The 26,350-nt window shown below is 70.8% G+C and carries 24 protein-coding genes; 14 read left to right on the top strand and 10 right to left on the bottom strand.

The annotated features are described in order from the left end of the window. The first annotated feature begins 101 nt into the window (after positions 1-101). The 3 genes from AB2U09_RS12365 to AB2U09_RS12355 all read left to right on the top strand — a co-directional run bounded on the left by AB2U09_RS12365 (position 102) and on the right by AB2U09_RS12355 (position 3,885). Positions 102-2,396 carry a CocE/NonD family hydrolase gene (locus AB2U09_RS12365; RefSeq protein WP_459193030.1) on the top strand — a complete coding sequence of 765 codons (2,295 nt, stop codon included), beginning with the start codon at positions 102-104 and terminating at the stop codon, positions 2,394-2,396. A 115-nt stretch (positions 2,397-2,511) separates the two neighbouring features. After that, complete coding sequence (locus AB2U09_RS12360; protein WP_459193029.1) at positions 2,512-2,766, top strand: hypothetical protein; 255 nt, start codon at positions 2,512-2,514, stop codon at positions 2,764-2,766. A 54-nt stretch (positions 2,767-2,820) separates the two neighbouring features. Next, positions 2,821-3,885 carry an aldo/keto reductase gene (locus AB2U09_RS12355; protein ID WP_459193028.1) on the top strand — a complete coding sequence of 355 codons (1,065 nt, stop codon included), beginning with the start codon at positions 2,821-2,823 and terminating at the stop codon, positions 3,883-3,885. A 373-nt stretch (positions 3,886-4,258) separates the two neighbouring features. On the opposite strand, the gene AB2U09_RS12350 is transcribed toward AB2U09_RS12355, so the two are convergent. Next, positions 4,259-5,044, bottom strand: a complete 786-nt coding sequence (locus AB2U09_RS12350; RefSeq protein ID WP_459193027.1) for a DUF7089 family protein — start codon at positions 5,042-5,044, stop codon at positions 4,259-4,261. 226 nt (positions 5,045-5,270) lie between these two features. On the opposite strand from AB2U09_RS12350, the gene AB2U09_RS12345 reads away from it, so the two are divergent. The 3 genes from AB2U09_RS12345 (at position 5,271) to AB2U09_RS12335 (ending at position 10,202) form a co-directional block, all read left to right on the top strand. Then, positions 5,271-6,770 carry a hypothetical protein gene (locus AB2U09_RS12345; protein ID WP_459193026.1) on the top strand — a complete coding sequence of 500 codons (1,500 nt, stop codon included), beginning with the start codon at positions 5,271-5,273 and terminating at the stop codon, positions 6,768-6,770. Between the two features lie 255 nt (positions 6,771-7,025). Next, positions 7,026-8,546 (top strand): hypothetical protein, encoded by a 1,521-nt coding sequence (locus tag AB2U09_RS12340; RefSeq protein ID WP_459193025.1) that lies wholly within the window; start codon positions 7,026-7,028, stop codon positions 8,544-8,546. A gap of 78 nt (positions 8,547-8,624) precedes the next feature. Beyond that, a complete protein-coding gene (locus tag AB2U09_RS12335) occupies positions 8,625-10,202 on the top strand; it encodes a hypothetical protein (protein WP_459193024.1) in 1,578 nt (525 codons plus the stop codon). A 225-nt stretch (positions 10,203-10,427) separates the two neighbouring features. Here AB2U09_RS12335 and AB2U09_RS12330 read toward each other — a convergent pair whose 3' ends face one another. The 5 genes from AB2U09_RS12330 to AB2U09_RS12310 form a co-directional block, all read right to left on the bottom strand. Further along, positions 10,428-13,802: a hypothetical protein gene (locus AB2U09_RS12330; RefSeq protein ID WP_459193023.1), complete on the bottom strand. Its 3,375-nt coding sequence runs from the start codon at positions 13,800-13,802 to the stop codon at positions 10,428-10,430. 209 nt (positions 13,803-14,011) lie between these two features. Beyond that, positions 14,012-15,604 carry an amidohydrolase gene (locus AB2U09_RS12325; RefSeq protein WP_459193022.1) on the bottom strand — a complete coding sequence of 531 codons (1,593 nt, stop codon included), beginning with the start codon at positions 15,602-15,604 and terminating at the stop codon, positions 14,012-14,014. Between the two features lie 59 nt (positions 15,605-15,663). Then, entirely contained in the window at positions 15,664-16,449 is a 786-nt protein-coding gene (locus AB2U09_RS12320; RefSeq protein ID WP_459193021.1) for a hypothetical protein, read from the bottom strand. Next, positions 16,446-17,273, bottom strand: coding sequence for an ABC transporter permease (locus AB2U09_RS12315; RefSeq protein ID WP_459193020.1), 828 nt, complete (start codon positions 17,271-17,273; stop codon positions 16,446-16,448). Before AB2U09_RS12315 ends, AB2U09_RS12320 begins: the two co-directional genes overlap by 4 nt. After that, positions 17,270-18,013, bottom strand: a complete 744-nt coding sequence (locus tag AB2U09_RS12310) for an ABC transporter ATP-binding protein (RefSeq protein WP_459193019.1) — start codon at positions 18,011-18,013, stop codon at positions 17,270-17,272. Before AB2U09_RS12310 ends, AB2U09_RS12315 begins: the two co-directional genes overlap by 4 nt. A 95-nt stretch (positions 18,014-18,108) precedes the next feature. On the opposite strand from AB2U09_RS12310, the gene AB2U09_RS12305 reads away from it, so the two are divergent. The 4 genes from AB2U09_RS12305 (at position 18,109) to AB2U09_RS12290 (ending at position 20,767) form a co-directional block, all read left to right on the top strand. Next, on the top strand, positions 18,109-18,651 hold the full coding sequence (locus AB2U09_RS12305) for a GbsR/MarR family transcriptional regulator (protein WP_459193018.1): 543 nt from the start codon (positions 18,109-18,111) through the stop codon (positions 18,649-18,651). 67 nt (positions 18,652-18,718) lie between these two features. Continuing rightward, complete coding sequence (hmgA, locus tag AB2U09_RS12300) at positions 18,719-19,966, top strand: hydroxymethylglutaryl-CoA reductase (NADPH) (RefSeq protein ID WP_459193017.1); 1,248 nt, start codon at positions 18,719-18,721, stop codon at positions 19,964-19,966. Between the two features lie 153 nt (positions 19,967-20,119). Beyond that, complete coding sequence (locus AB2U09_RS12295; protein ID WP_459193016.1) at positions 20,120-20,293, top strand: hypothetical protein; 174 nt, start codon at positions 20,120-20,122, stop codon at positions 20,291-20,293. A 90-nt stretch (positions 20,294-20,383) separates the two neighbouring features. Then, positions 20,384-20,767, top strand: a complete 384-nt coding sequence (locus tag AB2U09_RS12290) for a hypothetical protein (RefSeq protein ID WP_459193015.1) — start codon at positions 20,384-20,386, stop codon at positions 20,765-20,767. A gap of 3 nt (positions 20,768-20,770) precedes the next feature. Here AB2U09_RS12290 and AB2U09_RS12285 read toward each other — a convergent pair whose 3' ends face one another. Together AB2U09_RS12285 and AB2U09_RS12280 are read right to left on the bottom strand one after the other, a co-directional pair. Next, a complete protein-coding gene (locus AB2U09_RS12285) occupies positions 20,771-21,145 on the bottom strand; it encodes a hypothetical protein (protein WP_459193014.1) in 375 nt (124 codons plus the stop codon). A 61-nt stretch (positions 21,146-21,206) separates the two neighbouring features. Further along, on the bottom strand, positions 21,207-21,728 hold the full coding sequence (locus tag AB2U09_RS12280; protein ID WP_459193013.1) for a DUF5817 domain-containing protein: 522 nt from the start codon (positions 21,726-21,728) through the stop codon (positions 21,207-21,209). A 117-nt stretch (positions 21,729-21,845) separates the two neighbouring features. Between AB2U09_RS12280 and AB2U09_RS12275 the strand changes: the two genes are divergently transcribed. Beyond that, positions 21,846-23,495: a sensor histidine kinase gene (locus AB2U09_RS12275; protein WP_459193012.1), complete on the top strand. Its 1,650-nt coding sequence runs from the start codon at positions 21,846-21,848 to the stop codon at positions 23,493-23,495. A 9-nt stretch (positions 23,496-23,504) separates the two neighbouring features. Here the strand turns inward: AB2U09_RS12275 and AB2U09_RS12270 are convergent, their stop codons facing one another. Together AB2U09_RS12270 and AB2U09_RS12265 are read right to left on the bottom strand one after the other, a co-directional pair. Then, positions 23,505-24,158, bottom strand: coding sequence for a uracil-DNA glycosylase (locus AB2U09_RS12270; protein ID WP_459193011.1), 654 nt, complete (start codon positions 24,156-24,158; stop codon positions 23,505-23,507). Between the two features lie 19 nt (positions 24,159-24,177). Then, positions 24,178-24,747, bottom strand: a complete 570-nt coding sequence (locus tag AB2U09_RS12265) for a metal-dependent hydrolase (RefSeq protein WP_459193010.1) — start codon at positions 24,745-24,747, stop codon at positions 24,178-24,180. A gap of 110 nt (positions 24,748-24,857) precedes the next feature. Between AB2U09_RS12265 and AB2U09_RS12260 the strand changes: the two genes are divergently transcribed. From AB2U09_RS12260 to AB2U09_RS12250, 3 genes are all read left to right on the top strand, one after another. Beyond that, entirely contained in the window at positions 24,858-25,352 is a 495-nt protein-coding gene (locus AB2U09_RS12260; RefSeq protein ID WP_459193009.1) for a DUF5810 domain-containing protein, read from the top strand. 24 nt (positions 25,353-25,376) lie between these two features. After that, on the top strand, positions 25,377-25,832 hold the full coding sequence (locus AB2U09_RS12255) for a DUF5809 family protein (RefSeq protein WP_459193008.1): 456 nt from the start codon (positions 25,377-25,379) through the stop codon (positions 25,830-25,832). Between the two features lie 72 nt (positions 25,833-25,904). Continuing rightward, on the top strand, positions 25,905-26,336 hold the full coding sequence (locus AB2U09_RS12250) for a hypothetical protein (RefSeq protein ID WP_459193007.1): 432 nt from the start codon (positions 25,905-25,907) through the stop codon (positions 26,334-26,336). The last annotated feature ends 14 nt before the right edge of the window (positions 26,337-26,350 follow it).

The following is a 26,350-nucleotide window of genomic DNA, read 5'->3' as shown; positions in this document are numbered from 1 at the left end:
GGCCCGGGTCACGTTCGCCGCTTCCCCACGATCGATCGGTACGTTCCACTCGATTTTACATTCCGAAATCACGATAGGTCGCCCGATGCTACCCCGGCGGTATGGCGACTCCGTCGACCGGGGGAGACGACGATCGCACCGTAGCGACACCGACGCGGCGGCGACTGCTCGCGGGGGTGACCACCGCGGCCGTGGGCGGGGGCGCACTCGCGGGGAGCGCGGGCGCGTTGCCGGGTGCGTGGTGGGTCGACGCGCCCGAGGAGTACGATGGGGTCGCGGTCGTCCGCGACGAGGTCTGGGTGGAGACGCCCGTCGACACCGACGAGGACGACACGCCCGACCGGGTCCTCGTCCGAGTCGCCCGTCCCGACTCGACCGAAGACGGCGATCAAGTGCCGATCGTCGGCGCTGCCAGTCCCTACTACGGTGAACAGACCCACAGCGACACGACCGAGGAGATGTACTACGACCGGGCCATCGCGCCCAGCGCGAGCGGCGGCGAAGACGAGGCGAACGGCGACGGCGGCACCGGCGCGGATGACGACGACGGGACCGCGGCCGTCGTCAGAGGAGAGCGCGGAGACACCGGCCCGGTGCACCGACCGTCCGCCGGGAGCCTCGCGACGCCCGGCCACCTCGAACGCCGCTACGTCCCGAAGGGGTACGCGGTCGTTCACATTTCGTCGCTGGGGACCCACCGCTCGACGGGGTGTTACACCGCCGCGGGGCCGCCGACGGTCGCGGCGCTCGAAGCGGTCGTCGACTGGTTCAACGGCCGCGCGACGGCCTACGACGCCGCCGAGGGCGGCTCGGAGGTCACGGCCGACTGGACCGACGGGAAGACGGGGCTCATCGGCGCCTCGGCGCTTGGCGAACTCGCCAACGGCGTCGCCTCGACCGGCGTCGACGGGCTCGAAACCGTGGTGCCGCAGGCCGCGAACGTCGGCCAGTACGGCCTCTTCCGGTCGAACGGGACGCCGATCTCCGTGACGCCCGACGCGGGCGAGGGGATCGCCGACCTCGGCACGTGGATCCAAGCCAGCAACGCCCGGCGCGAGGACTGCGGCCACTGGACCGACGCCGTCGAGGACGGCCAGGACCGCGAGACCGGCGACTACAACGACTTCTGGCACGAGCGGACGTTCCTCACGGAGGCCGACTCCGTCGACGCGGCGGTCCTGCTGACCCACGCGGTCGACGACCCAATCGTCAAGCCGAACAACGTCGCCGACTGGTACGAGACGCTCCGGGCACACGACGTGCCGGTGCGCCTGTGGCTCCACGAGGGGGGGCACACCTCCCCCGGCGGACGGGCGTGGGTGAACTTCCTCGACCGGTGGTTCGCCCACTGGCTCAAGGGCGATGACAACGGGATCATGGACGAGGACCCGGTGACGGTCATCCACGAGGGCCAGTCGGTTCAGGGCGGATCGGCCGAGACCTACGACGCCTGGCCCGTCCCCGGCACCGAAGCGGCGACCGTTCGGTTCGGCGGTGGCGGGTCGACCGCCGGCGATCTGACGCTGGACGACGCCGGCGAGACGACGGAGTCGTTCACTGATGACCCCTCGACGCTCCTCCGATGGCTGGTCCGGGAGTCCGAGGCCGACCACCGCCTGCGCTACGAGACCCCGCCGCTTGCGGAATCGGTCCACGTCAGCGGGCGGGTCGTCCCGTCGCTGACGGTGACGGTCGACGAACCGACGGTCGTCAGCGCCGCCCTCGTCGAGTACACCGACGGTGGCCCCGAAGTCGTTACGCGGGGCTGGGCGGACCCGCTCAATCGCCCGCGCTACGGCGAGTACGACACCCCGCTGGCCTACCGGGAGTCGCTGCGCGACTCGGCACCGCTCCCCGACGACGGGACGGTCCGGGTCGAGTTCCCGCTGCAGGCGACCGACCACGTCTTCGAGGCGGGCTCGCGGCTCGGTGTGGTCGTCTACGCCAGCGACCGCGAGTTCACGCTCCACCCGCCCGGGAACCGGGCGGTCGAACTGTCGCTGGCCGAGAGTTCGGTCGACGTCCCGGTCGTCGGCGGCGAGTCGGCGCTCGCACAGGCGGTAGGTGACAGTACGGGGACGGACGAGCCCGACGAGGGGACCGCGACCGACGAGCCGACGGACGAACAGACGACCGAGCGGCCGGAGACCGACGAGCCGGCCACCGCGGCGTCGAACGGCGACTCGTCGGACGGCGGAGCGACCGCGACCGAGGAGGCCGACCAGCCCACATCGACGCCCAAGTCGACCGCGATGGAGGCGGCGACCGACGAGACCGACGCGGCGGCGGGCGGGACGACGAGCGGCGACGGGCCGGGCTTTGGCGTCGGCGGCGCGCTGGCCGGACTGGCGAGCCTCGCCGGGCTGCTCCGGGCAGATTCCGACGGCGAGGACTGACCGGCGAGCCGACAGGCGAACGACCGGAGAGCGCGACCCGAGCGGCCGCGATCAATTCTTTACTCAGACCCGACTCAGCGGGTGCTTATATGCCCGTGCTTCCACCGTTCCGGTAATGACACAGCTGTACGCGATCCAGCGCGAGATACTCGAGTTCCTCGACGAGCAGTCGACGGCGGACACGACCGCGATCCGTCGACGGCTCGCGTACACGGCGGACGTGACCGTCACGTACGACGCGCTGGAGCCGCACCTGCAGCGCCTCGAAGAGCAGGGACACATCGAGTCCGGCAGCGTGGACGCCGCCGGCACGACGTACTACTCCCGCGGCGAGGCCGCGCCGGCCCAGCCCCGGACGGCGAGCGACTGAGCGCCACGCGTCGCAACCGCGGCGGCTAAGTGCCACGGCCACCAATCCGCGGACATGAATCAGCGCCAACTCGGTTCTTCGGGCGTCGAGGTCAGCGAGGTCGGTTTCGGTGCGTGGGTCGTCGGTACCGACTGGTGGGGCGAGCGCCCTCGCGAGCAGGCCGTCGACATGCTGCATCACGCGATCGATCAGGGGATCACCTTCTTCGACACGGGCGACGTGTACGGCCACGGCGACAGCGAGGAACTCGTCGGCGAAGCCCTCGGCGAGTACCGCGACGAAGTCACGGTGTCGACGAAGGTCGGCTACGACTTCTACAACAACCCCCAGGCCGGCCACGGCGAACTCCCCAAGCGGGTCGACGCCGAGTGGATCGAGACGGCGCTCGACCGCTCGCTCGACCGGCTCGACATGGAGTACGTCGACCACCTGATGCTACACAACGCCAACGTCGGCGAGGTCGACGCCGAGGTGCTCGAAGCGCTCGACGAACTGCAGGAATCGGGCCGCGTCGACTCGGTCGGCTGGGCGCTCGGCCCCTCGATCGGCTGGCTCGCCGAGGCCGAGACGGCCGTCGAGGAAGGCTTCGACGCCGTCCAGCTCGTCTTCAACGTCTTCGAGCAGACGCCCGGTCGCCACGCCATCGAAGCGATCCGCGAACTCGACGCCGACACGAGCGTCATCCCGCGCGTCCCTCACTCCTCGGGACTGCTGAACGAACAGGTCACGCCCGACACCGAACTCGGCGAGGACGACCACCGCGCCTACCGCCCCGACGAGTGGTACGAGACCGGCTGGGAGAAGGTCGACGCGCTGCGGTTCCTCGAAGACCCCGACCACGCCGAGGGGACCCGCACGATGGGCCAGGCGTCGATCCAGTGGCTGCTCGGTCACGACGAGGTTGCGTCGGTCACGCCCACGTTCCGCACGACCGACGACATCGACGAGTGGGCCGCCGCGCCTGACACGCCCGCACTGTCCGACGCGGAGATGGAGCGCGTCGAGGAAATGTACCAGAACAACTTCGGCGTCGACCGCGACGACGGGATGGACTCGCTGCGCTCGTCGGTCGGCGGCGACGATCTGGACGGCGTCGACAAACGGGCCGCCGGCGACTGAGCGGCCGTCGCGGACTCGCTACTGACCCGGTTCGTTCCGCCTCCCGACGCCGTCTTCAGTCCCGAGACGCTCGTTCTCGTTCGGCCGTTCGAACCCTCGTTTCCACACTACCGGCCGAACCCCCTCGTTTCACCTCAAATCGCCGCTCCCGGCGGATCTGTCGACTGACCCCCCGGTTTCCGGTCGAACCCGCCCCACGTAGTGCGGTCGAGCGGCGATAGCTTCACTTTCACCACGCGCCGTCAGACGCCCGTCGCACGGCTGCCGTCTCGCGATCTTGCCGCGCCGGGTGCGAGGCGATCGGTCCACCCGAAACAGAGGTGTGCGATCGAGGGGGCCGACGGAGAGAACTGGGAGACCGGTCGGCCGCGACTCACTCCATGCGGTCGAAGGTTTTCCGCGTCCACTCGACGGCGTATTCGGCCCCGTACTCGCGGTAGGCCTCGGTGTCGAGCGGGGCGAAGGGGGTCGGGGGCTCTGTCCCGTGCTTGACGGCCGCACACGCCAGTTCGGCAGCAGCCCCGAACTCGGTTCGACCGGCCGCGAGGTCCGCCGAGAGGTCGGCCAGCCGGGGTTCGAGACGCTCGCCGGCGTCGACCCACGCGTCGAAGAGCGCGGGGTGGTCGTCTCCCCAGTCGGCGAAGATCTCGCGGGTGTGCAGGCCGAGGTAGGCGTCGTAGAGCGCGGCGGCGAGCTGGTACGTGCCGGTCGGGTCGAGCCGGTCGTCCGCGGCCGCCGCGAGGTCGCGGTAGCGGTCCTCGAAGAACCCGAGGAAGTGTTCGGGCCGGTCCAGCCCGACCTGAACGAGCGACTCGGCGAGCAGGAAGTCGACGAACGCCTCGGGCGACCCCTCCAGCCGCGGCTTGACGAGTACCACTGGCGGCTCGGTCTGGTGGGTCCACGCGACGCCGCCGTCGCCGGGCGCCCCGATCGTCAGTTCCTCGCTCGCGTACTGCTGGAGGATCTCGGGCGCGTCCGACGGGAGCCACTCGCTCGGGTACGACTGGGGGTCGAATGAGTCGGTCAACAGCGCCAGATCCTCGGCCTGTGCGGCCGGAAGCGTCTCGAAGTCCCGCGCACAGTCGAGGACGACCGCCCCCGGCGCGTGCTCGTCGCGGACGGCGTCCAGATCCGTCGACAGGTCGCGTTCGCTGAACATCAATCGCCGCCCGCGAACGCGGTCTGTTCGGACGCGGGGCGTGCGGCGTCGAGGTCGCTGCTCGGCGACGTAGTCATGTACGTCGGGAGGGGGCGTCCGGAGTAAACCCCACCGGTCCGGGGCGACGGGGAATTTGGCTGCGAACGGACGCCGGGTCCCACCGCTCCCCCGTCGGGCGATGGCGGCGCGAACGTTTATAACAGATGACGGGACCACGCCGTACTGTATGGTGGACGACGTTTCGCGGCGCGGCGTCCTGCTGTCGGCGGGCGCCGCGCTGTCGGGGGGAATCGCGACGAGCATCGGGTCGGGAACGACGAGGGCTGGGACCGGCGGACGAGAACAGGACGACGTCCCGCCCGTCCGCTGGCACGAGGACGTCTCGGTCGACGCCGTCGACAAGCCGGTCGGGATCGAGGCCGCCGACGGTCAGGTCACCGTCGGTGGATTCAGCGGGCGCGCGTACGAAGCGGTCGATCCGTGGTCGGTTTCGGTCGATGCCGCCGACGGGTCGTTCGACTCGTCCGTGACGCTCGACATCGACGGGCAGTTCCTGACGCAGGCGTCCGCGCCGCTCGCGGGCGGTGGCCGCATCTTTCTCGGCGGCCGCACGCTCGAACCGAACGCCGAGAACGCGGCAACCGAACTGATGCTCGTCGCGAGCGACGAGGGCGGAGAAGTAGCGTGGCGACGGACGTACGAGGTACCGCTAGAGAATTTCTCGGTAACGGACCTCGGGGCCGACCCGGCCGGAGGTGCCGTCTTCGTCGGGTATTCGTTCGACATCGACAACCCGAACACCTGGGTCACGGCCGTCGACGCGGAGGGGGAGATCCGATGGGAGCAGGAACTCGACGAGTTCTTCGCCAACTTCGCCTCCGGCATCGAACCGCTCGGAGAGGAAGGGTTCCTCGTCTACGGCGGCGCGAGGCGAGGTGAGCAGTGGGACATCGATCGGCAGGACGGGTGGACGACCAAGATCGACGCCGAGGGTGAACCGCAATGGTCCCAGCGGTATCGACAGCGGTCAGCGGGCGGACAGACCGAGTTCCACAAACTCGTGGACGTGGTCGAAACAGATTCGGGATACCTGCTCGTCGGCCACCTCTCACCAAGCGCGGACGACGCGGCCGCTCGCGGCTGGGCGGTCACCGTCGATTCGGAGGGCGAACGACTGTACACCACCCTCGACCGGCCCGGAACGGACGGCGGCGGCCAGTTCGTCGCCGCGGCCCCGTCCGGCGACGGCTACGTGCTCGTCGGGTCGGCCTATCGGAGTGAGGACCGGCTGGTCGAAGTGCCCTGGATTCACTGTGTCGACACGTCGCTGTCGACGAACTGGAAAGAACTCGATCCGCTCGACACCGCAGCGGTCGTTCGCGACGCGGTCGCGACGAGCGACGGGGGCGTCGCGTTCACGGGCAACCACGACACCGAGGACGGATGGACGTCCCCGTTCGTCGCGAAGATCGGCGGCAACCCCGTCGAGACGCCGACAGCCACGCCGACGGCGTCGCCGACTCCATCCGAGACCGACTCTCCCACGCCGACCGAGACGGCCACGCCGTCGCCGACGGCGACGCAGACGGACGCAGTGGCTGCGACGGAGACCGACCCCGATTCGACGGCCGACGACGGGTCGGGCTTCGGCGTCGGCGCTGCACTCGCGGCGCTGGGTGGACGCGCGCTGCTCGCCCGGCACACCCGATCGACCGACGGGGAGTGAAGCGATCCCGGACCGAACGCCGGCTTCCCGGCCTACGAGAGGAAGACGAGGACGAGCGCGATAGCCAGGACCGCAGCGATGCCGATCGTGCCGAGGGTGAACTTCGTGGCGTAACTCATGGCCGTCGATTCAGCGGCGGTCGACCTAAAGCCCCCGTTCTCTGCCGGACGCGGGATCGGACCGGTACTCCCGTGCGAAGGGCCGTCCGGCGGCGAAGAACGGTGCTTATCTTTCGCCCGGCACAACTGCGGGCATATGACACGAGAGCTGACGCGACGCAGTCTGCTCGCGGCCGGCGGTTCGCTGGTCGCGGGCGGCGCCGTCGGATCGGCGGTCGTCGCCGCCGACACCCAGGAGCGGGACGGCCCGCCGGCGCTGCGCTGGTCCGAGACCTACGACGGCGCGACGACGGACACCGTCCAGGACGCCCTCCGGACTGCCGAAGGGACCTTCGTCGTGGTCGGCCAGTCCGGTGCCGACCCGGAACGTGTCCGCCCGTGGGCGTTCGCCGTCGACGACCGCGGTCGGCCGCAGTGGGAACGCCGGTACGACGCGGACGACGTCGCCGGCGTCAACGCCGTCGCCGAGACCGACGACGGCTCTCTCCTCCTCGCGGGGTACAGCGGTCAGCCGACGGAGGGGCAGACGCCGCTGTTCCTCAAGCTGGACGCGAGCGGCGAACTCCAGTGGCGCCGGACCGTCGAGTTGCCACGGAACGGTGGCAACGTCGCGTCGCTCCGTTCGGCCGGTGACGGCGAGTACGTCGCCATCGGACTCGCTCGCGGCGGAACGCTCCCCGACGTCTCTGGGTGGGTCTTCGGGGTCGACGGCGAGGCCGAGCGCCAGTGGAGCGAGACGTACGGCCCGCGCCACTCCAACTACGTGGCGAGCCTCGCGGCGACGAGCGACGGGGGCTACGTCGTCGGCGGCGGGACGCGAGCGGAGGCGGTCGAGGGCGAGCAGCCGCCGTACGTCGGCTGGCTGTTCGAAGTCGACGGCGAGGGGAGCCAGCAGTGGTCCGAGGTGTACCGGGAGACGACCGAGGAAACCGACCACCGACTGAACTTCTTCTACGACGTGTACGCGACCGAATCGGGGTACCTCGCCGCCGGTGGGAGCTCCCAGGAACTGTTCGGGGGCCAGCAGGGGTGGGTCCTCTCGGTCGATCAGAGCGGCGAGCGCCAGCGCCGACTGCTGACGCGACCGGCGGACATGCAAGTCGGGCAGTTCCAGCGGATCCGTCCGTTCGAGGGCGGCTACGCGCTGGTCGGCGTCGGACAAGCCACCTCGACCGACCCCGCCAGCGTGTGGGCGGCCGGCATCGACGGCGACCTCTCGCGTCAGTGGTCCGCCACCCAGCAGTTCGCCAGCGGGAGTCAGGCGATCACGGCGCTCGAAACCGACGACGGCGGGCTAGTGGTGTTCGGCAACGCCAACGTCGAGGGTGAACGGACGACCACCGACGCTCTCGCCCTGAAACTCGGCGGCGATCCGGTACCGACGGCGACTGGAACGACGACCGCGGGGACCGACGGTGGGACGGCGACGCCATCGCCGACCGCCACGCCGACGCCGACTGCCTCGCCGACCCCGACCCCGACGGCGACCGCCACCGACCCGACGACGGAGACCGATCCCGCATCGACGGACGCGGGCGAGGAGACCACCGCGGACGACGGCGCCGGATTCGGAATGGGGACCGCGCTGGCAGCGATCGGGGGCGGCGCGCTCCTGCGACGGACCCGGCGGTCGGACGAACAGCCGGACGAGACGTAGCGAACGTTGGCACTTCGACCCCTGCGTCCAGCGGGAGATAGCGCCATTTATCCGTCGGGTATGCCAACACCGGGTCATATGGACAGCGATCTGACGAGACGCCGCCTGCTGGCGTCGGCCGGACTCGCCGTCTCGGCCGGCGCCGCCTCCGTCGCGGGAGCGACCGACGCGGCCCCCGCCGAACAGCCCTCCAGCCGCGCGCTCGACCGGCCCGAAGTCCGGTGGAATCAGACGTACGGGCCGCGCACGTACAACACCGCGAGCTCCCTCGTGGAGAGCGAGGGGGCCCTCGTCGGGCTCGGAACCGTCCAGAGCGACCGGACGAGCGGCGGGACCGACTGGCTGTTCTCCGTCGACGGCACGAGCGGTTCGGGCCAGTGGAGCCACCTCCGCGACGGCCAGCGGGCGAGCCAGGTCAGCGCGGTCGCCGCGGCCGACGACGGCGTCGTCGTGCTGACCGGAGGGGTGCAAAGCGAGGGGATCGGGATCCGGAAGGTCACGGCCGGCGGCGAGCAGTCCTGGCAGGAGACCTACGAACCGTCGGCCGACGGCGAGAACGTCAACCTCGTCGCTTTCGATCTGGTGGCGGTCGAGGACGGATTCGTCGCTGCCGGCTACGTCCTGCGGCAGTCGGCGTCGGCAAGCCCGGACGCGGCGACTGCCGTCGCGTTCAAGATCGACGCCGAAGGCACCGAACAGTGGCGCCACCGCTTCTTCGAGGACGACATCACCGGGCTCCAGTCGATCAGCGCCGACGGCGACGGCTACGTCGCGAGCGGGATCTTGCAGGCGCCGCCCGAGAGCGAGGGCGAGCAGCCGCCGGCGAAGACCGTCTTCTTCCGCTTCGACGGGAGCGGGTCGATCGACTGGCAGACGGAACTGTTCGAGACGACCGACGGGGAGACGAACCAGTCGAGCCAGATCGTCGACCACGCCGCGACCGAGGACGGCTACCTCCTCGTCGGGGCGACCGGGATGACACGGGTCGTCTCGCCGTGGGTCGTCGCCACCGACGACTCGGGATCGGTCCAGACGTCTCGGACGCTCGAATCAGACGATTCGGCGAGCCGGGTCGGGCTGAGCGCCGTCGCCGGCGACGGCGACACGGCCTACGTGACCGGAGCGCTCACCGACCGGACGGCCCAGGAGTCCAGCGCCTGGCTGGCCGCGCTCGGCACGGACACGCAACTGGAGTGGTCGGTGGCTCCCTCACGCAAAGAGGCCGACGCCTTCCAGGACGTCGTCGCGACCAGTGACGGTGGGATCGCGGTCGCGGGGTCCACCCAGACCACCAGCGAGACCGCCAACACGCCGGCCGAAGCGTGGCTCGTCAAACTCGGCGGCGACCCCGCGCCGGAGTCAGCGACCACCGCGGCCCCCATCGACGAGTCCGCGTCGACGGAGACGCCGACTCCCACGCCGACCGCCTCACCCACCCCATCACCGACCCCCGAACCGACGGAGACGCCGACTCCCACGCCGACGGCGACCGAGACGGTCGTCTCGACCACGGCAGGCGATGGGGACGGCGGAGACGAGGCCACTGCGGACGACGGTGCCGGATTCGGGATCGGTGCCACGCTGGCCGCACTCGGCGGCGGCGCGTTGATCCACAAGCGCGGCGCTCAGTCCGGTGCAGACGCCGACGAGAACTGAGCGCGGACCACGCTGCCGGGCGCCGCTGACGCGACCGGTCCACGCTCACGCGGCCGGGCGCGGCCCGAATCGTTCTTCGACGGTTGCGACAGAACGAGTCTCAATCGGTGCGCTCCGCGGTCGGTCGGGAGTTCGTCCCGCGAACGACGAGCGAACGAGGACGGCGAACCGGACGGTTCTCGTCCGGACGGTGCGTCCCTGTACTCGTCGATCAAACCGGGGCCGTCACTCGGAGACCGTCCGGGTGGTAGTGTCCGTCCGGCCGCTCTCGTCGGTGACGGTGATCCGGACGGTGAACTGTTCGTCGTCGACGTGTTTCAGCGTGAAGTCGTTCGACCCGAACTCCCAGTCGCCGTGGGCGTCGGTCGTGGCGCTGTCGACGACGCTCCCGTCGTCGTCGATCACTTCGACGTGGACGCTCGCGAGGTCGCGGTCCTCGTCGGTCACCCACCAGTAGGTCGTGAACGTCAGGTGGGGGTTCGGCGAGTCCTCCTGCCCGATCGACGTCCAGCCGATCTCGGGGGCCGCGCCGTCGCTCTCGGTGGTCAGCGTGCGAACGTCGCCGGTAGCGCGCTCGCCATCGCTCGTCTCGACGACGGCGCGGTACTCGTAGGTGGTCGACGCGTCGAGCCCGGAGACGGCGCGGTCGAACGAGCCGGCCGCGTCGAGGGACTCGGTCGCGGTACGCTCCCACTCGTCGGCACCCGCGACGCGGTACTCGAAGGAGACCTGTGCGTTCTCGGCGCCCCCGAGATCGGTCAGGTCGCCCTCGAGCGTCGCGACGGAGTCGTTCACCGCGACGGCGTCGGTCGTCGCGACCGCCAGTGGACTGGCCGTTCGCACGGGCAGCGCCCGACCGGCGTCGGCGTCACCGTCGGCGGCTTGGCCCGTGACGCGGACCTCGTAGTCCGTGCCGGCTTCGAGTCCGGTGACTATCGCAGTCACCTCGCCTGCGGCGTCGAGTTCCGCCCGCTCGGCGACCGTCCACTCGGTCGATCCGTTCCGTCGGTACTCGGCGGTGACCGTAGCCGCTTCCGCGTCGCCGAGGTCGGTGACGCTGCCAGTGACGGTCGCGGCCGTGTCGTTGGCGGCGCGGGCCGAGACGGTCTCGACGGCGAACGCGGCGTCGGTCGTCAGCGTCTCGACGCCGCCGGTCGCGGTGTCGCCGTCGCTCGCGGTGAGGACAGCGCGGTACTCGTAGGTCATGTTCGCCTGCAGGTCGCCGACTGCGGCACGCAGATCCGCCGGGACCGTGACGTTGCGCGTCTCGACGGCGCGCCACTCGTTCGCGGCCGCCTGCCGTATCTCGAACCTGACGGCGGCGCTGTCGGCGGCGCCCAGATCCGTGACGGTCGCCGTCAACTGCGCCGATTCGTCGGTCACGTCTGCCGCGCCAGTCGTCGCGACGAGCGGCGAGGGATCGTCGCGGGTCGTGACCTCGCGTGGCTCGCCGTAGTAGACGTCCCCGTCGCTCGCGGTCGCGCGGATCCGGACCTCGTACTGCGTGTTCTCGTCGAGGTCGGTGACGAACGCCCCGAAGTGTCCGGACGGGGAGACGCCGGTCCGCGTCGCGGTCGTCCACGAGACCGAGTCGGCCTCGCGGTAGTCGACAGCGACCTCGGCGGCGTCGGCGCCGGCGAAATCGGTCACGGTGCCGTTGACGAACACCGCACTCGAGTTGACGCTCGACACGGCCTCCGTACGGGCCGTGAACCGTTCTTCCGTCGTGAACTGCGTCGGCGAAGCGGTCGCGGTGTCGCCGTCGCTCGCGGCCACGAGGACGCGGTACTCGTAAGTCGCGTTCGCCCGGAAGTCGAGGAACGTGGCGTCGACCGCGCCTGGCGCGGAGACGTTCCGCGTCTCGAAGGTCCACCACTCGTCCGCACCGACTCGGCGGAGCTGGAAGTCGACCGCGGCGCGGTCGGCCCCGCCCAGATCGGCGACCGTCGCCGTCAGCGTGGCCGCGTGCTGGGTCACGTTCGTCGCGCCGGTCGTCGCCGCCTCGGGAGCGGAGTCAACGGCGTCGGTCGAGACGACCGCGGTCCCGCCGACGGCCTGATCCCCGTCGACGGCCGCTCCGGTCACGCGGAGTTCGTACACCGTCCCGGGTTCTAGCCCGTGGATCGTCTCGCTCGCGGAGCCGACCGCGTCGAGACGGGTCTCGCCGGCCCGGATCCACTCGGTCGAGCCGTTCCGGCGGTACTCGAAGCCGAGCGTCGCCGCGTCGGCGCCACCGAAGTCCGTGACGTTGCCGGTCAGGGTCACCGCCGTCCCGTTGTGTACGAGCACCGACTCGGTACCGACGTCGAATTCGCCGTCGGTCGTGAAGGTCGCGGCGTCGGTCTTCACGACGTCACCGTCGCTCGCCTCCACGACCACGTCGTACTCGTAGGCCGAGTCGGCGGCGAGGCCGTCGACGGACGCAGAGACGTCCGCGGGCGCCGAGACGTTCCGCGTCGCGACGCGTTCACCCTGTTCGGCGTCCGCCGAGCGAAGGTAGAGAATCACCCGAGCGCTCTCGGCGCCGCCGAGGTCGGTGACCGTGGCGGTCAGGTTCGCCGACGACTCCGTCACATCGGTCGCGCCCGTGACCGCCGCTTCCGGCCGCGCGTCGGCGTCAGTCGAGACGGTCATCGGGTTCCCGGCGGCAGCGTCGCCGTCGGCGGCTTCGCCCGTGACACGAACGTCGTACGTCGTGCCCGGTTCGAGTCCGGTGACCGTCGCCGCCACCCCACTCGGCGCGGCGAGTTTCGTCCGCTCGGCGACCGACCACTCGGTCGCGTCGGCGCGGCGGTACTCGACGGTTGCCGTCGCCCCCGCGGCGCCGCCCAGGTCGGTGACGTTCCCGGTCACCGACAGCGCGGTCTCGTTGACGACGTCCGCCGAGCCGGTCGACACGGCGAACTCGCTGTCGGTCGTGAACTGCACGGACGAACCGGTGGTGTTGTGGCCGTCGGCGGCCCGGACGTGCAACGCGTACTCGTAGGTCGTGTCCGGTTCCAGCTGGCCGAAGGTCCTGTTGACCGGCCCGATCTCGGTGACCGTCTCCGTCGCGGTCCGGATCTGCTCGTCGGAGCCGACCGGGCTGACGACGAAGAACACCTCCGCCGAGTCGGCGCCCGCCAGCCACTCGACGTAACCGTTCAGCGTCGCCCCGTGTTCGGTGATCCGCTCCGGCGGTCGCGTGGCGGCCGCGGGCGATTCGTCCCCGGAAGTGAAGGTAAGGACCGCACCGCTCACCGTATCGTTGCCCGCCTCCGCGCGAGCCCGATACTCGTAGGTCTCCCCGGCGGTGAGCCCGGTGAGATACGCGTCGAATCTGTCGGCGGCGGCGAGCGACTGCCGCCGCGTGGTCTCCCACGAGTTCGCGCCCGCGACCCGGTACTCGAACCAGACCGTGGCGTTCGCGTCGGCGGCGAGATACGTGACGTTCCCGCCGACGTAGTACGACGAGTCGGCGCCCGTGTCCGCCCACGTCGTCTCGACCGCCACCGCGTCCGCGGCGTCGGCCGTCCCGTCGGCCGTCACCCCCTGTGACATCGGCACCTGTGCTGCCCCGGCCTGGACCGTCAGGCCGAGGAGGACCAGTACGACACCCACTGTGCGGAGCGCTGTGCGCCCCCCTGTTGCGTTCCCGATCATCGTAACCCAACCGCACCTCGTTCGCCCGGATTCACCCTCCTCAGAAAATACTTTCCGTTTGACTCGTCCGGAGAGCGGCGGATCACCCGTCGTCGATCGGTAAGGGCGTTGCGCGCTCGTGAGTAGTAGACGACAGAAAGACTGGACGCGGGCGGACAGCGACGACGCTACGCGCCTCGGTCGAAGACGACTTCGCCGCCGACAAGCGTTGCCCGCACGTCGATGTCAGCGATTTCTCCGGGATCAACCTCCCAGGGCGACCGGTCGAGAACGACCAGATCCGCGAGTTTCCCGGGCTCGACGGTGCCGAGCCGGTCCTCGTCGAAGCCGGCGTAGGCCGCGCCGCTCGTGTAGGCCCGCAGCGCGTCGGTCACCGAGAGCCGCTGGCGGTCGTCGGGGGCGGTGACGGCCTGCTGGACGCCGTAGAGCGGGTCGATCGGCATGCAATCGCTCCCGAACGCGAGGGCGGCGCCCGACTCCAGCAGGTCCGCGAAGCGGTTCGAGGCGAGTCGGCGCTCGTCGCCGAGGCGCTCGGCGTACAGCCCGTCTTCGCGCGCCCACTTCAGGAAGTTCGGCTGCATCGAGGCGACGACGTCGCTCCCGGCGATGCGGGCGACGAGGTCGTCGGTCAGCACCTCGGCGTGTTCGATCCGGTGACGCTCGCCGTCGGCCGACTCGAAGGCGTCGAGGGCCTCCCGGACCGCCTCGTCACCGATGGCGTGGGCGGCGACCTGCAGGTCCGCCTCGTCCGCCCTGGCGACGATGTCGCGGAGTTCCGCGGGGTCGACGACCCACTGGCCGCGGTTGTCCTCGTCCCCGGCCCCCACTTTTTCGCCGTCTTGGCCCGCTCCCGCGTCGGCGTACGGTTCGGAGAGCTTCGCGGTGCGGCCGCCGAGCGAGCCGTCGGTGTAGGTCTTGATCGCGCCCGCCCGAACGCGCTCGCTCCCGTGGTTCGTCCGGAGGCCGAGTTCGCGGACCGCGTCGAGGTGGTCGGCCCAGTAGTTGATCCGGACGCGCAGGGAGAGGTCGCCCACGCGGTCGAGGTCGCGGTAGACCGCGGGCGCTTCGGACCGACGCACCATGTCGTGGACGCCGACGACGCCGAGTTCGTTGGCCCGCTCCTGTGCGGCGCGGACCGCCCGCTCCATCGCGGCGCGGTCCGGCTCGATCGCGTCCCACAGCGCGTCGAGGGCGTCCTCCACGACGACACCGGTCGGTTCGCCGCCGCGGGTGTGAACGTCCGCGTCGGGCATCTCCTCGCGCAGGCGGTCGAGCGCGACCGCGTTCAGCGAGGCGAGGTGCATGTCCTCCCGGATGGCCGCGACCGGCCGCTCCCCGCTCACTTCGTCGAGGTCTTCGGCGGTCAGATAGCGGGCGTCGTCCCACTCGCTCTCGTCGTAGCCGAAGCCGAGGACCCACTCGCGGTCGTGACCGGCCGTCTCGGCGTCGGTCTCGGCGGCGTGGGTCACCAGCAGTCCCACCGCGTCGGTCGGCGACTCGGCGTCGGCGAGGTCCGCGTTGACTAGCCGGCGCCCGACCATCGGCAGGTGCGTGTGCGCGTCGACGAACCCGGGGAGGACGACGCGGCCTCCGCAGTCCCGGACGGTGCTCTCGACGCCCGCGAGGTGGGCCACGTCCCGTGCCTTCCCGACCGCGACGATCCGGCCGCCCCTGACCGCGAGCGCCTCGCTCGTCTCGTCCGGGTCGGTCAGCGTGTGTACCTCGGCGTTCGTGAGTACCAGATCCGCCGCCGCTGTCATGGGTAGAGGTGCGGCGCTGTCGGTGGTAAGCGTTCGGGCAAGGAGAGTGGCCGACCCGGTCAGGAGACGCGCATCGAGCGGTACAGCGCCAGCGCCGTCACGCCGCCGATGACGAGGACCCACGCGAAGCCGTCGCCGACCGTCGAGAGCGCGATCTCGGTCGAGAAACCGGCGTCGACGGCGAGTTCGACGGGCGCGTGACCGGGGAGCAGGCGGGCGTAGCCGGGCGGGTCCGCCAGCGGGTTCTGGACGAGGAAGACGTCGAGCATCGTCCCGAACAGCGCGAGGTAGACGCCGGCCAGCCTGTCGACGACCAGCCCGGCCAGCACGCCGAGCAGGCCGTAGACCAGCGCGGCCTGCAGCGTCGCGAGGGCGACCAGCAGCGGGCGCTCGGGGACGAAGACCGTCGCGGCGGTGGCGACCGAGACCGCAGCGACGAGCGCACCGACGACGGCGAGGAGGCCGAAGCGAGCGAGGACGACCGAAGCGGGGCGCGCGCCGGCGACGACGAGGCGGGCGTCGGCCTCGCGGGCGGTCTGCATCAGGAACACGCCCGCGAGCGCGCCGACCAGCGCGCCGACCAGCGGGACCATGAACACGGCGTAGACGTCAGTCATCGCGACTGTCTGCGTGCCGGCGCCGGGCACGTCGAGCGGGACGGTGGTCGAGGGGACCAGCCGGGTGAACGCGCCGATCAGGTACGCGGGGAGGAAGACGAACAGCGCCAGGAGGACCGGGGTGCGGGCGTACTCGCGGAGACCGCCGACGAACGCCGCGAGAGCGGTGGACCGGCCGCTGCTCGCGGTGCGGACGGCGTCCGCGGCAGCCGCGTCGTCGGCGCTCACGCGCCCTCACCTCCGCCGGCGAAGCGGACGTAGGCACCGAGGACGAGGACGAACAGGACGGCGAGATACGCCAGTCCCGCGAGCGCGTCCCCGGTCGGGACCGAACCGTCGAGGACAGCCGCCCGGAAGACGGCGTGGGGGTAGTGCAGGGGGAGGAGATTCACGACGGGTGAGTCCACGTCGACGACGCCGCTGGCGAGGAAGTCGTCGAAGTCGGCGACGAAGACGAGGACGAGCGACCCCTCCAGCTCCCGCGGGAGGACGGTCCCGACGAGGACGCCGAGGAGGCCGTAGGTCAGCGCGGTGAGGACGAGCGCGCCGAAGGCGGCCGCGGGGGCGGCGACGGAGACGCGCCACCAGAGCGCGGCAAACGTGACGGCGGCCGAGCCGACGCTCACCGCCAGCACCGTGCCGAGCCGGGAGGCGAACAGTTCGGCGCGGGAGAAGCCGCAGACGGCGAGGCGGCCGTCGGCCTGGACGGCGCTGACGACCTGAAACAGGCCGATCAGGCCCGCGAGGAAGGCCGCGGCGAAGACCGCGCCGTTGACCCGTCCGAGCGTCGCCGGGACGGTCGTCATGTACGGGAACTCGGGGAGCGAGGCCATCGCGCGGCCGTACCCCTCGACCACCAGCGGCGGGAGCGCTACCAGCAGGACCACGTGAACCGGCTCCCGGAGGAACTCCCGGACGTGCGCGAGGACGCCCGCCGCTAGCCTGTCCCAGCGCGAGCGCTCCGCGGACGGGCCGGTGTCACCCCTCTCAGGGACTGGGCCGTCGTTCCCCGGGACGGCACCGTCGGCGTCGGCGTTCGCACCGGCGCTCATTGGGCCGCCTCCGTCGGGTCCGTGACTGCGTCGTCCCCCGCGTCCGCGGCGCCGTCGGTCGCAGGGTCGTCGGCCGCGTCGGCCTCGACGAGGTCGCCGTCTCGGAGTTCGTAGATCCGGTCGAAGCGCTCGCGCTCGCTGACGAAGTGGGAGATGACGGCGATGGCCGTCCCCCGGTCGGTCAGCTCCTCGGTCAGCTCCCAGAACGCGAGGTAGGTCTCCCAGTCGAAGCCCGTGTACGGCTCGTCCAGCAGGAGCACGTCGGGGTCGTGCAGCAGCGAGACCGCGAGGTTGACTTTCTGGCGGTTGCCGCCGCTGAGGTGGCGCACCTGGTAGTCGCGGAAGCGCTCGAAGTCGAGGCGGTCGGCCAGCCGGTCGCGCGCCTCGGCGATCGCCTCCTCGGAGAGGCCGTACGCGGCGCCGAACAGGTCGAACGTCTCGTCGACGGTCAGCCGGTCGTACAGCAGCGGCTCCTGCGGGCACCAGCCCACGCGACCGGCGACCTCGATGGCGCCCGCGTCGGCGTCGAGCGCGCCGACGAGGACCCGCATCAGCGTCGACTTGCCGCTGCCGTTCGCACCGACGATACCGACGATCTCCCCCGCGCGGATCTCGACGTCGACGCCGTCCAGCACGTCGACGCCGCGGCGGAAGGGAAGCCGCGAGCCGTAGGACTTCTCGATGCCGGTCCCGCTCAGGACCACCGGTTCGTCCGACTCGTCGCCGTCGGATACGCCCACACCGATCGGAATATTCGGCATATACAAAATATTCTGTATGGTACGATTTAAACGCTGCGGCGCGCAAGGATCGGTATCGGCGCAGCCACGATACCATGAGCGACACACCAGCGGACGACCCGGTCGAATCGGCGCGCGCGGAGGTCATCGACTCACTGGAACGCAGCGCGGAGGTCTACGGGGCCAAACGGAGCTACGGGCGGCTGTTCGGGGAGCTCCTGTTCGCGGAGGAGCCGCTCTCGCTGGACGAACTCGCCGCGGAGAGCGGCTACGCCAAGTCGACGGTCAGCACCGCGATGACGACGCTGGAGCGGTTCCACCTCGTCCACCGCCGCTCGATCCCCGGCGAGGGCAAGAAGGCCTACTTCGAGGCTGAGACCGACCTGTGGTACGTCTTCCAGCAGTTCCTCCGCCAGGAGGTCACCCGCGAGATCCAGATCATGACTCGCGCGCTCGACGAGGCCGCCGAGACGCTGGAGGACGCCGAGGGCGAGCGCGCCGAGCGCCACCTCGAACAGGTCCGGGAGCTCCAGCGGGTCTACGACCGCAGCGAGCGCCTCGTCTCGCTGCTGACGAGCCAGCCGCTCGACCGGCTGACGGACCTGCTCGGGCGCGTCACGGGCGGCGACGAGCGGTGAGCGGCCGTCCTCGCCGAGCGCGCACGGGACAGCAACTGTTAGGGGCGTCCACCCCGAGCATCCGGGCATGACAGACGACTCCGACGTTGCGGACCCCGCCGGCGAGGCCGACGCCGAGTCCCTCGCCGACCGCGTCGCCGACGGCGACCTGCGCCTCTACGAACTCGACGAGCACGCCGACGCCGAGACGGCCGCGACAGCCCGCCGGCTGGTCGTCGAGCGCGACACCGGCGTCGACCTCTCGGCGACCGGCGACTACACGTTCGCCGCCGAATCGGCCGACTCCAACATCGAGAACCTGATCGGCGGCGCCCAGCTACCGGTCGGCGTCGCCGGCCCCGTCACCGTCAGCGGCGAGGCGGCCGACGGCGAGTTCTACCTGCCCATCGCCACGACCGAGGGCGCACTCGTGGCGAGCGTCAACCGCGGCTGTTCCGCCATCTCGGCAGCGGGAGGCGCGACGACCCGGATCACCAAGCGCGGGATGACGCGCGCGCCGGTCTTCCGCGTCGACGGCGTCGCCGAGGGCGCGGAGGTCGCCGAGTGGGTCGAGGACAACGAGGACCGCCTCGCCGAAGCCGCCGAGGAGACCACCAGCCACGGCCGCCTCCAGTCGGTGACCCCCTACGTCGTCGGCGACTCCGTGTTCCTGCGATTCTCCTACGACACCGGCGACGCCAACGGGATGAACATGGCGACCATCGCCACCCGCGCCGCCGCCGAGGTCGTCGAGGAGGAGACCCCGGCCTCGCTCGTCGCCGTGTCGGGCAACCTCTGTAGCGACAAGAAGCCCGCGGCCATCAACGCCGTCGAGGGGCGCGGCCACACCGTCACGGCGGACGTGACCATCCCCCGGGAGACCGTCGAGGAGCGCTTCGGGACGACGCCCGAAGCCATCGAGGAGGCCAACACCCGCAAGAACCTGATCGGCAGCGCCAAGGCGGGAAGTCTCGGCTTCAACGCTCAGGCCGCCAACGTCGTCGCCGGCGTCTTCATCGCCACCGGACAGGACGAGGCCCACGTCGTCGAGGGGAGCAACTGCATCACGACCGCCGACGCCCGCGAGGACGAACTCTACGCCAGCGTCAACCTCGCCAGCCTGCAGGTCGGCACCGTCGGCGGCGGCACCGACCTGGCGACCCAGTCGGAGCTGCTCGACGTGATGGGACTCGCGGGCGGCGGCGACCCCGTCGGGTCCAACTCCGACGCGCTCGCGGAGGTCATCGCCGCTGGCGCCCTCGCCGGCGAACTCTCCCTGCTCTCGGCGCTCGCCTCCCGCCACCTCTCCAGCGCTCACGAAGAACTCGGCCGATAGCGTCGAACGCGGTTCTCATTTGTCGTTTATCCTTTCGATCGAGAGTGTCGATTCCACTTTCACTTTCACTCCGGTGCTGGCTGGCGTTTACCTTTCGGGCGCCGGTACTCAGAGTGCGTCCGTCCGGGAGCCCCGGCGGGCGCACCCACACCCATGTCACCCAGTACGACCGCGGACGCGAGCGTCCGCACGGCAGACAGTGGAAGCGAGGACGGCGAGTGCGACCGGCCCGTCCGCCGGGCGACGCGGGTCATGCGGCTCCTCAAGCTAGCGGTGACGACGCTGGCCGCGATCGTCGGCGTCGCGAAGACGCTCGGCCTGCTGTAAGGGGGTCCTGACGGGGACAGGGAGGAGCCGGCGAGCCAGCGAGTCGCGGCGGAGCAAACCCTTTACCGGTCGCTTTCGTCACTCCCGACGATGGACGACAGAGCGCCACTCTACGCGGCGGTCGCGGGCGTCGTCGCACCGGTCGTGACCGTCCGCCTCGTCGGGATGGCGATCGACGCCGACGTCTTGCACCCGATCGTCGGGCTCGTCGGGCTGTTTCTCGTCCCGGTGATGGGCATCCTCTGGCTCGTCTCGATCGCGTGGTCGCTCGGGCTGACCGGCTGGGACCCGCTGGACCGGTTCCGTTCTCGGGCCACCGTCCGCGAGGACATCCCCGCGCAGTTCCACGACGCGATGGACCACGAGGCGCTCGACGAACCCAAAACGGAGGGGAAGATCCCGACGAACCTCTTCGTCTACGGGATCGTCTACTGCATCGGCGTACCGATATTCACGCTCGTGTTCATTCTCTAGCGCTTAACTCCCGAGCGCCGACCGCAGGCGTTCGCCGTGGTCGACCCACATCCCGATCGTCGATCCGACGACCGCCAGCCCCATCCCGCCCCAGAAGAGCGCGTCCGAGTAGCCGCTGGCGACGCCGACCGCGACGACGGCGAGCCCCGCCGCGGCGATCACCTGCCCCACCGCGTTCAGCCGTTCGTCGAGCGCCAGCGAGACGACGCCAAAGCCGACGAACAGGACCGAGAGTAGCGCGTAGACCGCGACGAGCCACGCGTCGTCCGGGCCGACGATCCCGATGCCCGCCGCGACGGCTCCGACGCTGGCGACCATCCCCGTGAGCCAGGCGTACCAGAACCGCCGGCCGAGCGCTCGGATCGCCTCCGGGTCCATGCGAATCCCGTTCGCTCGGTCCCCGCAAGTGCTTTTTCCCGGTGTGTGGCCGGCGACGCGCTCACAGCGGGCGAAAGACGCCGCGGTTCTCGGTCGCCTCGCCGGCCCGGACGAGTTTCTCGAGCGCCGTCCGCGTGTAGTCGGCGTCGACGCCACGCTCGCGAGCGTACTCGACGACCCCGTCCTCGGTCGCCTCGTCGAGTTCGCGCAGCGCTTCGCGGACGATCTCCTTCCGGCTCTTGCTCGAGGACGTCTCCGTGACGCGCTCGCCCGCCTCGGTGACTGCTTCGGCGTCCAGTCCGGACCCTTCGAGGTACTCGGCGTCGGAGGGGCCGACCTCGTCGAGCTGGGTTTCCATCTCGGCGAACGAGTCGAGTTCGGCGAAGGCCTCACCGTGGCCCTGCCGATTGGCGAGCATCGACGCCCGGACCTCCCGGGCGTGGTCCTCCTCGTCCGTCGAGACGAACTTCTTGCGCTTTGCGTGCTGGCGAGTCTTCCCGCAGCGGGGACACTGGCTGGTCTCCGGCCGCCCCTCGACGATCCAGAGCATCGAACACTCGCTGCACCCGACAACGGCGTACATCGACGGTGGGTTCGCCCCGCCCGGCAATGAACCCTCGGGCAGCGGCCGGACGTACCAGTATCAGTCATGGATCTTCAGGCGAGAAGGTTTTGGTCGTGTTTCCCCTGTACTCTTGCAATGAATCGCGTCTCGAACGAGGTGGTCGGCGCGGTGGTCGCAGTCGTCGGTCTCGCGCTCACCGGGTATCACCTCTCGATGCTCGACGGGCCGACCACCCTCCCCGGGCAGGTAGTCCACCACCTCCTGCCGCCCGTCCTCTCCATCGGGCTGGTCGTCCTCGGCGTCCAGCTCGGGCGGGGGCGACTGGTCGACGACCGCGATGCGGGCCGGCTGTTCGCCTGGACCGCCGGCGGATCGGCGGCGTTCGCTGCCTTCGACACCTGGGCGGTGGCCGGTGCGCTCGCTTCCGGCAAGCTTCCCCCGAAGCCGCTCGCTCCGGTGTTCGCGTTCGCGACGTTCGGCGCGGTCTGCGGCGCGCTCGTCGGCCTCTACGACAGCAGGCGGCTGGCGCGAAAGCGGTTCCTCGAACGGCTCAACCGGATCAACGACACGCTCCGGATCGCCACCCAGGAACTGGTGCACGAGAGCGATCGCGACAGCCTCGAACAGACCGTCTGCGACAGGCTGACCGACTCCGACCCGTACGACGCCGTGTGGATCGGCCGCTACGACGCCTCCGGCGAGCGCGTCCACCCGACCACGTGGGCCGGGTTCGACGACGAGTACGTCGAGTCGATCGAGATCACCGTCGACGACAGCCCGACCGGCAGGGGCCCCGGCGGCCGCGCGATCCGGACCCGCGAGATCCAGTGCGTCCCCGACGTGTTCGAGGACCGCTCGATGGAGCCGTGGTGGGACCTGCTGGAGAGCCACGGGATCGTCTCGCTGGCGGTCGTCCCTATCTACCACGACGAGACGGTCTACGGCTTCTTCAGCATCTACACCAACCGGGACGACGTCTTCGACGAGCGCGAGCGGGCGGTGCTCTCGGAACTCGGCGAGACGATCGGTCACGCCATCGCCGCGATCGAGGCCCACGAGCGCCTCGCCGAGCGCGAGCGGGAACTCGCCCGCCAGAACGAGCGCCTCGAGGAGTTCGCCGGCGTCGTCTCCCACGATCTGCGGAACCCGCTGAACGTCGCGGCGGGCCGCATCGAGATCACCCGCCGCGAGCGAGACAGCGAGCACCTTGCGGTTGCGGCCGATGCCCTCGACCGGATGGAAGAGATCATCTCCGACGTCCTGACGCTCGCCCGGCAGGGCGAGACAGTCGACGACTGCGAACGCGTGCAGCTCGGCACCCTGGTCGAACAGGCGTGGTCGACGGTCGACGCCCCGGCCGCGACGCTCCGGACCGACGGCGACCTCGGGTCGCTCACGTGCGACCCGAGCCGGGTCCGCGAGCTACTGGAGAACCTCTTCCGCAACGCGGTGGAGCACGGCGGCCCGGACGTGACCGTCACCGTCTCCCGGACGGACGACGGCTTCTCCGTCGCCGACGACGGCCCCGGTATCCCGCCGGCCGAGCGCGAAGCGATCTTCGAGGCCGGCTTCTCGACGAACCACGACGGCACCGGCTTCGGCCTCAACATCGTCGAGCGGATCGCCCAGGCCCACGGCTGGGAGGTGACCGTCGGCGAGAACGCCGACGGCGGCACCGCGGACGAGCACGGCGAGTCCGGCGACCTGGAGACCGAGCGTCCCACCGGCGCTCGCTTCGAGTTCACCGATGTCCAGGCGGACCCCCGAGTCGCCGACTGCGCCTGAGAACCCGGATTACTCGGCCGCGTCCGGTTCGGATTCGGCCGCGGCTATCTGATCGCGGACCGCCTTGACGTACTCCGATCGCGAGTAGCCGAGCCGGCCGATCCACACCTCCTGATAGGACGGGTGAACGAGCGGCACGAGCGTCACCCCGAGCGCCTCGCACGCCACGGGGTCCAGCACCGCGTCGAGGAACCCGTCGAGTTCGCGACCCTCGACGGCCAGCACGGATTTCGTCGCGTGCTTCCCGGTCGAGAGCACCGCGACGGGGTCGACATGGCTGATCTCCGCAGCGAGGTACGGGCGGCAGTTCGCCCGCTCTTCAGGGGTCGGCTCGCGGTTGTCCGTCGGGTCCGCCGGGTCGGCGGGGAAGCACTTCACCGCGTTCGTGTAGTAGGCGTCGCCGGCGTAACCGAGGTCGGCGACGAGGTCGCGGATCTTCCGACCGGATCGCCGCGAGGTGTAGGCCATGCCCGTCAGGTTGCCGCCCTGCCATCGCTCGGCGTCCGGATCGCCCGCGGCCGGCGCCTCGCCGACGACCACCAGCGCGGCGTCGTCGGGACCGTTCCCCCACGAGATACACTGACGGTGCTCGGCGAGCGCCGGACACCGCTGGCAGTCCGGGGCGAGGACGGTTCGGTCGTCGGGGTCGGGAAACGTCGGCACGGTCGATCGAAGGACTCGATTAGTCGGCCCCGGTGACGCCCCGCCAGGCGCGGGCCGGCCACGACGCGACGGTCGCGAGGCCGGGGTAACCGTCGGCGCGCCAGACGACCACCGCGACCGCGACGAGCGCCAGTTCGAAGTAGAACTCCGGTGACGCCTCGACCAGCGCGAAGTGGGCGGCGAAGCTCTGTTCGACCTCGTACTCGACCGGCGGGACCGCCGGCCAGAGCAGGAAGCCGGCGTGGCGGAACTCCAGTTTGACCAGCGAGTACAGGGCGTCGCCGAACAGGTGCGAGAGCGTGCCGAAGGCGAACGCGACCGCGAGCGGTTCCTCGCCCTCGGCTCTGACGCGGGCGAGCGCGTAGACGAGCGCGACGATCGGAACGACGACGAGCAAAGAGTGCGACAGCGACCGGCCGGTCGGCAGGATCGACAGCGTCCACGCGAGCGGCTTGTCGATCAGGTCGGGCGCCTGCGAGCCGACGGCGACGACGAGCGCGGGCGCGGCGGTCGACCGGTGACCGCGATGGAGGCGGGCGTACAGCGAGTACAGCAGGTAAGCCAGCGCGAGGTGTCCCCAGGGCCACATCACCGGAGTGGACGGCCGTGGCCTCCTTACGTGTGTCGGCTGGCCGGGATCCGGGCGACGACCTCGGCCGTTTCTGAAAGGCATATGCGCCTCGCGGCCGAGACGCCGGTATGGGCTACGCGTGTCCCGTCTGCGGCGACCCACAGGCCGACGCCGAGCACCTCGCCAACCACCTCGCGTTCACGGCGATGCTCCGGGGGGCCGACCACGAGGCGTGGCTCGACGAACACGTCGACGACTGGGCCGACCTCGCCCCGGAGGAACTCGCCGAGCGCGTCACCGAGCACGCCGACGAAGAGGAGTTCCCGCAGGTCTTCGAGGACACGACCGGCGGGCACGATCACGACCACGGTCACGGGCACGGCGACCACGGCGGTCAGCCCGGCAGCGCCGGGAACTCGATCGCCGACGCGGCGCCGGGCGGCGTCGCCGACCTCGACGACTTCGAGGGCGAACAGGAGGACGTGCTCGCCGAGGCGCGCGAGTTGACGCGCCAGCGCCGGACGAACTCGGGGGACGAGGACGGCGACAGCGAGGGGGACGAAGCGGGAGACGGGACCGATGCCACCGACGATTCCGACGACGAGGAAACCGGGAGTTCCTAAGTCCCTGCAGGCGAAGCGGTGGGCATGGACACCGAGGGGACGATCGCGCCGGTGACCGCCGACGAGGCGCGCGAGCGCTACGAGGCGCTCGGGCCGACGGCGCAGGTGGTCGTCAAGGAAGTCGCGAAGGCCATGGAGATGGACGCCGACGAGTACCGCGAGCGAGTTACCAGCGACGTGGTCGAGACCGCCCGCGACGCGCTGTTCGCGTCCATGCTCGAAGTCCACGTCGGAACGCGCTCGGAGTTCGACGAGTGGACCGCCGAGCACGACGAGTACGAGGTCGTCGAGGCCGGGAGCGAACACGTCGACAACGCCGTCTGGCACGTCGCGCCCGCGGCGGACAAAGTGGTCGCCGCGACCTTCCAGGACGAACGTCAGGCCGCTATGGGGACGCTCCGCCGGCAAGCGTTCGGCCGGATCTACCGGGATCTGGTTGCGAGCGACGGCGGTGCCGAGTCCGAAGCCGACGGCGAGTAAACGGCTCGGACTCCTCAGACGGTCGCGGGCGCGTATCCGTGGCGTTTTCACCGGCTGTACCGTAGCGCCGGTATGCGACCGGTCACCCGCAACGCGATCCTCCTCATTCTGGCCGTGCTGGTCGCGCTCCTCGCGCTGGGCGCGCTCCCCGCGCTCCTCGGGAGCGGCGACCCCTATTACCTGACCGCGACGCCAGTCGACGGGAACGCGTCGACGAACGGCTCGACAGCAGCGAACGGATCGGCGGCTCTCAACGGGAGCGCCGCGGTCAACGGCTCGGCGCTCTCGGAGCGCCGGTTCCCCTACACGACGGAGGCGCTCCGCAACGGCACGTCCGCGCCGTACCAGAAGGGGCCGTGGGGGCTCAAGGAGACGTTCACCCACTCGCCGTTCGACGAGCGCGAGGCGCTGGCGGCGCGCAACGCGACGGCCGTCTCCGAGGACGGGATCCTCGTCTCGCACAACGGCACGCTTTACCGGGTCGCGGTCGGACAGCGCGTATGAGCGACGGCGAGGAC

This window comes from Halosimplex yunnanense (genome assembly GCF_054504345.1).
This window is presented reverse-complemented; position numbering and strand designations above follow the sequence as displayed.